The sequence below is a fragment of the Buchnera aphidicola (Lipaphis pseudobrassicae) genome (assembly GCF_005081185.1).
Taxonomy (GTDB): Bacteria; Pseudomonadota; Gammaproteobacteria; order Enterobacterales; family Enterobacteriaceae; genus Buchnera; species Buchnera aphidicola_AD.
The window spans coordinates 531,780-537,744 of record NZ_CP034870.1 but is presented as its reverse complement, the minus strand read 5'-3'; the positions used below and the strand labels follow the sequence as shown (position 1 = coordinate 537,744).

Genomic DNA, 5,965 nt, shown 5'->3' with positions numbered 1-5,965 from the left:
ACCATTACTGCATTTAGCCCATAAGTTTGAATATTATTATATTTTAACATTGCTATAATACCCCTAGGTGTACATGCCCTTAGTCTTGGTGTTCTCTGACATAAAGAACCAGTATTGTAAGGATGAAATCCATCTACATCTTTTTTTGGATCAATACTATGTAATATTTTGACTTGATTTATATGTTTAGGAAGGGGAAGTTGTATTAAAATACCGTCTATTTTTTTATTATTATTTAATTTATTAATTAAATTTAATACTTCTACTTCGTTAACGTTATCAGGAAAAGTCCAGCATTCTGAAAAAAAACCAACGTTTTTACATGCTATTTTTTTTTTATTCACATAAATTTGAGAAGGTATATTAGTTCCAATTAAGATCATAGCTAATCCTGGAATTTTTTTTCCATTTTTTTTTCTTTGATTTACTCTTTTAAGAATATTTGATTGTATTTTATTTGCTATTTTATTACCATCTATAATTATTGCTGACATGGTTAAATAACTCGATTAATTTATTTTTAAACAATTGAATATTATATATTAAAATAATTTTACAACAAATATAAAAAATATAAAATTTAATAATATTAATAGCAATTTAGTTGCATGTATATTATACTAATATTAAATTTTTTAATTTAATATATTTTATGCGTTCTTAGCTCAGATGGATAGAGCAACGGCCTTCTAAGCCGTAGGTCACAGGTTCAAATCCTGTAGAACGCAAAAAAGTTATTTTTTTAAACAAATAATTATCTATTATTTTTTAATATACTTTTTATTTTATTTTTAATATTTATAAGAGAATCTGCAGCATCAATTTCAAGAAATTGTAATTTTTCTTTTAACGCTTGATTTAAATAATATTTTTTTAACGGATAAGTTATTTTTTCGTATTCTTTTAATCTATTTTTTATAGTTTCTGTTTTATCATCTTCTCTTAAAACCAAAGAATCTCCGGTAATATCATCTATATTATTAATTTTTGGTGGATTGAATTTTATATGATAAATTCGTCCTGATTGAGGATGTATTCTTCTTCCAGATATACGATCTAGTATTTTTTCATGAGACATAACAAAATTTAATACATAATCTACAGTAATTTTACTTTCAGATAAATAATACGCTTGCTCAATACTTCTTGGAAATCCATCTAATAAAAAACCATTACTACAATCTTTTTTTTTAATTCTATTTTTTATTAAATCACATACAATTTTATCTGAAACTAATTTCCCTTTTTTAATTTGACTTTGTATAAATTGACTCATTTTAGTTTCTAAAGTAATACTTTCTCTTAACATATCACCTGTAGATATTTTTGGGATATTGTATTCTTCTGAAATAAATTTTCCTTGTGTTCCTTTTCCTGTACCAGGTGCACCTAGTAAAATAATACGCATGATATTTTTTCTTAGTATAATTAATATGTATAAGTTAATTAAAGATTACTACTATTATAAGTAGTAATCGTAAAATTCGTTTTATTTAAGAAGTAATTTATTCATTCTAGATATAAATTTATGTGGATTTTCTAAGTTTCCTTTTTCGGCTAAAAATGCTTGATCTAGTAATAATTTGATCCATTCTTCAAATTCTATTTCGTTGTTTATTAAACATATTTTTTTTATTAATAAATGTTTTGGATTAATTTCAAATATATATTTTAATTCTGGTATAGACTGTCCTGCTGCAGAAAATAATTTAGCCATTTGCGTAGTCATTTCATTGGAATCACTAAGAAGAACGCATGGTGTTTCTGTTAATCGATAAGTTAATCTTACATCTTTTACTTTATTTCCGAGAAGATTTTTAACTTTTTTTAAAAAGTTGATCATTTCCTTTGATAATTCATTATTTTTTATTTTTTTTTCTTCTGTTAGTTGATTAAGTGAAGTGTCTTCTTTGCTAATAGATTGAAATTTTTTCCCTTCAAATTCAACAAGGTAGTTCATCATCCATTCATCTATACGATCTGATAACAACAAGACATCTATATTATTTTTTTTAAATAATTCTAAATGTGGACTATTTTTTGCTGATATGTAACTATCTGCAGTAATATAGTATATTTTTTCTTGTTTTTCGTTCATATTAGATACGTATTCTTTTAAAGATAACGTTTGTTCTGAACTGTTGTTTTTAATAGATGTAAAACGTAAAAGATTAGTAATTTTTGATAAATTTTCACTATCTTCTGCAGGACCTTCTTTTAGAATAAGTCCAAATTGATTCCAGAAAGTATGATATTTTTTATTAGAATTCTTTGATAGTGTTTCTAACATTTTTAAAGATCTTTTTGTTAATGATTTTTTTATATTGTTGGTAATAGAATTATCCTGTAATATCTCACGAGATATATTTAAAGGTAAATCACTAGAATCTATCAATCCTCTTATAAAACGAAGATAATTAGGAAGGAATTTTTGAGAATTGTCCATTATGAAAACACGTTTTACATATAGTTTTAAACCATGTTTATTTTCTCTATTCCATATATCCCAAGCTGCTTTTTTAGGTAAATATAATAAACTAATATATTCTTGAGTTCCTTCTACACGATTATGACTCCATATCAATGGTTCATGTTGATCATTTGTAAGATGTTTGTAAAATTTTTTATATTCATCTTCAGTGATCGACGATTTATTCAAAGTCCATAATGCTTTAGCTTTATTAATTTGTTCCCAAAAATATGTTTTATTTTTTTCATCATAATTTTGTATATTTACTGGAACAGTAATATGATCAGAATATTTACTAATTATGTTTTTAATTTTCCATATTTCTAAGAAATCTTCTTCTTTTTTCTTTAAAAATAAAGTAATTTCCGTTCCTCTTGTTTTTTTAGTGATATTTGTTATATTATATTCACCTTCTCCAGAAGATTCCCACAATGTTCCTTCTTCAGGTTTTGTACCAGCATATCTCGTTCTAACATATACCTTTTCTGATACAATAAATAATGAGTAAAAACCAACTCCAAACTCTCCGATTAGTTCATTTTTTTTATTTTTTTCTTTTTCTAAAGATTGAAGAAAGGATTTTGTACCTGATTTAGCAATTGTTCCAAGATTATCTATTGTATCTTGTTTAGTCATACCAATTCCATTATCACTAATAATTAACGTCTTTTGTGCTTTATTAATAGAGATTTGAATTTTCATTGTACTATCATCTTCATATAATCGTGGTGATGATATTGATTCAAATCGCAACTTGTCTATAGCATCTGACGCATTTGAGATTAATTCTCGTAAAAAAATTTCTTTGTTAGAATATAATGAATGAATCATTAAGTGTAGTAATTGTTTTACTTCTGATTGAAAAGTATATACTTCTTTATTTTGTTTTTTCATATAAATCTCTCTTTATATCATAATAATTTTTACTAAAAATAATTTTTTTAATTATTTTTATAATATATTTTGTATAAAAAATTTTAGTACTATTTATCTTTATATTAATGTATTTATTTTTTTATATAGGTATGTTTAAACCTGCTGGAAAAGGTATATTGGTAGATATTGCAGACATTTTTTTCTTTTGAACTTCAGAAATTCTTCTTGCCGCATCATTAAAAGCAGCTGCTGCTAAATCTTCTAACATATCTTTATCATCTTTAAGTAAGCTAGGATCTACTTCTACTTTTCTGCAATTATGAGCACCGTTAATAGTTACTTTAACTAATCCAGCACCTGCTTCTCCTGTAACTTCAATTTGAGCTATTTCTTCTTGTATTTTTGCCATTTTTTCTTGCATTTGTTGTGCTTGTTTCATTAAATTTCCCAATCCGTTTTTAGTAAACATATTTTGTTCTCTCTTTGATATAAATGTAAAAGTAATTTTTTATTAGAATAATGTTAAAATTAACATTTTTAAAAATTTATTCTTAGAATTTAATATTTAAAATGTTTTTTAATAAAAAAATATTATTTTTTTGATATAGAACGTTAAAATTTTTACAAAGTATGTAAGTATTTTTTTTTATAAAAAAATCAATTTTTTTGTACAAAATATATTATATTAATAAATTTTTCTATATTGTATTGATTGTACGTAATAATGTCATTTCTACTCCTATTTTAGAACTAGGTGAAAAATTTAGTTCTTTTTTTCCATTTATGACTATTTGATAGCATAATTGAACTCTATCTTTGTCAATATCTTTTGCTAGTTTTTGGATTTGATTGCTATAGGTTCCTATTATATTTTCTTTCCATATTAATGGAAAAGATTGTGACATAGAAGTATGATGTAAAAAACGTAAAATTTCTGTTAATACTTCTTCCCATTCTATTCCAGAATTACTAATTTCATCTAATAATAACATTATTTTATTTGATTCTTTTTTTAGTATTGCTTTAGTTAATAAAAAAGTATGTTCTACAGATGGAATACCTAACATTGTTATTACATTATTAATATTAACACAACCTTTTCCCAAGTTTATAGCATGTTCTAGTAAATTAAGTGCATCTCGTATACTTCCTTTAGCATAATAGGATATCTTTTTTAAAGATTCATTATCAAAACTAATACATTCTTTTGTTAAAATAGTTTTTAATAAATTAAAAATTTTTTCTTCCGAAAGTATTTTTAATCTAAAACATAAACAACGAGAAATAATAGTTTTAGGAATTTTTTCTATATCTGTAGTTGCTAAAACAAATTTAACATGGTTAGGAGGTTCTTCAAGTGTTTTTAGTATCGCATTAAAGCTATTTCTAGAAAGCATATGTACTTCATCAATTAAGTATACTTTAAAACGACTTTTTACAGGAGCATAATAAATATTATCTAATATATCTCTTATATCTTCTACCTTTGTTCGGGAAGCAGCGTCTATTTCAAGAACATCTAAACATAATCCTTGTTCTATTTCTTGACAAATAATACATTTTTTACAAGGATATGACGTAATACCTTGTTCACAATTTAAACTTTTAGCAATTAATCGAGCAATTGTTGTTTTTCCAATACCTCTTGTTCCAGATAATAACCATGAATGATGAATACGTCCTGAAGAAAATTCATTACATAAAGCTGATACAACATGAGTTTGACCAATTATACTATCAAAAGACTGTGGCCGCCATTTTTGTGCTAATATTTTATGGTTCATATGAAGTTTTATAATATTTAATAAAAAGATTATGCTAACAAATGTTTACTATATTATGAAATGATTATTATTTTTTTATAGATTTTTTAAATTATATTAATAATATATAAATATTAGTTGTAATTTTTCAATTTCATATATAAAATATTATTTTAAGTATTATTTTTAATATTATAAAAAATCAAAATTGGAGTTTTCTGTTAGCCTCTAACACTGTAAAATTGAATATTTGGTCAGGTCTGGAAAGAAGCATCCAATTCAGCTAATACAGGTGTTATGATCAAGCTAACAGATTCTCCTAAGATTTAGATAGTTGAAGTTTATACATTTTCCAATAGCAATTTTTTTTCTTTAGCAACTCCTGATGTGTTCCACATTCAATAATTTCTCCTTTTTTTAATACTATAATCAAATCAGCTTCAATAATAGTTGAAAGTCTATGAGCAATTACTACTAATGTAGAGTTTTTTCTAATAGATAACAATGTTTTTTGAATTAATTGTTCTGTTCCAGAATCAATGTTTGCAGTAGCTTCATCTAATATAAGTATTTTAGGAGGAATAACTAATATTCTAGCGATAGCTAATAATTGTTTTTCTCCTGCAGATAAATTATTACCTTCTTCTCCTAATTTAGAGTAAATACCTTTTGGCATAGACTTTACTAAAGATGAAAGATGAACAGTTTCTAATATTTTCCATAGAGCTTCTTCGGATATTTTTCTTCCTAATGTAATGTTAGAAAAGATAGTATCTGATAAAATTATTGGTTCCTGTTGTACCATTAATATATTTTTTCTTAATATCGAATGACTGATAGAATCAATTGGCTTATC

Annotated in this window: 6 protein-coding genes, 1 tRNA gene and 1 other RNA gene; 2 read left to right on the top strand and 6 right to left on the bottom strand. The window is 24.4% G+C overall.

Features of this window, described 5'->3' with window-relative positions; all coding sequences use genetic code 11:
• Positions 1–494: tetrahydrofolate dehydrogenase/cyclohydrolase catalytic domain-containing protein (locus tag D9V70_RS03365; protein WP_301182240.1), on the bottom strand; the 494-nt coding region annotated here is incomplete at its 3' end.
• 160 nt (positions 495–654) lie between these two features.
• On the opposite strand from D9V70_RS03365, the gene D9V70_RS02505 reads away from it, so the two are divergent.
• Positions 655–728, top strand: a tRNA-Arg gene (locus D9V70_RS02505).
• 26 nt (positions 729–754) lie between these two features.
• Here D9V70_RS02505 and adk read toward each other — a convergent pair.
• The 4 genes from adk to dnaX form a co-directional block, all read right to left on the bottom strand.
• Complete coding sequence (gene adk / locus D9V70_RS02500; protein WP_158356157.1) at positions 755–1,408, bottom strand: adenylate kinase; 654 nt, start codon at positions 1,406–1,408, stop codon at positions 755–757.
• Between the two features lie 81 nt (positions 1,409–1,489).
• A complete protein-coding gene (gene htpG, locus D9V70_RS02495) occupies positions 1,490–3,364 on the bottom strand; it encodes a molecular chaperone HtpG (RefSeq protein WP_158356156.1) in 1,875 nt (624 codons plus the stop codon).
• A 121-nt stretch (positions 3,365–3,485) separates the two neighbouring features.
• Positions 3,486–3,815, bottom strand: coding sequence for a YbaB/EbfC family nucleoid-associated protein (locus D9V70_RS02490; RefSeq protein ID WP_158356155.1), 330 nt, complete (start codon positions 3,813–3,815; stop codon positions 3,486–3,488).
• A 229-nt stretch (positions 3,816–4,044) separates the two neighbouring features.
• On the bottom strand, positions 4,045–5,130 hold the full coding sequence (dnaX, locus tag D9V70_RS02485) for a DNA polymerase III subunit gamma/tau (RefSeq protein ID WP_158356154.1): 1,086 nt from the start codon (positions 5,128–5,130) through the stop codon (positions 4,045–4,047).
• A gap of 198 nt (positions 5,131–5,328) precedes the next feature.
• On the opposite strand from dnaX, the gene ffs reads away from it, so the two are divergent.
• Positions 5,329–5,424: signal recognition particle sRNA small type (ffs, locus tag D9V70_RS02480), an RNA gene on the top strand.
• Between the two features lie 4 nt (positions 5,425–5,428).
• Here the strand turns inward: ffs and D9V70_RS03360 are convergent.
• Positions 5,429–5,965, bottom strand: a 537-nt coding sequence (locus D9V70_RS03360) for an ATP-binding cassette domain-containing protein (protein ID WP_253254805.1), incomplete at its 5' end; no start/stop codon positions are given.

What these genes read in the sequence shown, in the direction of transcription:
- adk (WP_158356157.1), bottom strand. Translation starts at nt 1,408, where the DNA reads ATGCGTATTATTTTACTAGGTGCACCTGGTACAGGAAAAGGAACACAA.
- htpG (WP_158356156.1), bottom strand. Translation starts at nt 3,364, where the DNA reads ATGAAAAAACAAAATAAAGAAGTATATACTTTTCAATCAGAAGTAAAA.
- D9V70_RS02490 (WP_158356155.1), bottom strand. Translation starts at nt 3,815, where the DNA reads ATGTTTACTAAAAACGGATTGGGAAATTTAATGAAACAAGCACAACAA.
- dnaX (WP_158356154.1), bottom strand. Translation starts at nt 5,130, where the DNA reads ATGAACCATAAAATATTAGCACAAAAATGGCGGCCACAGTCTTTTGAT.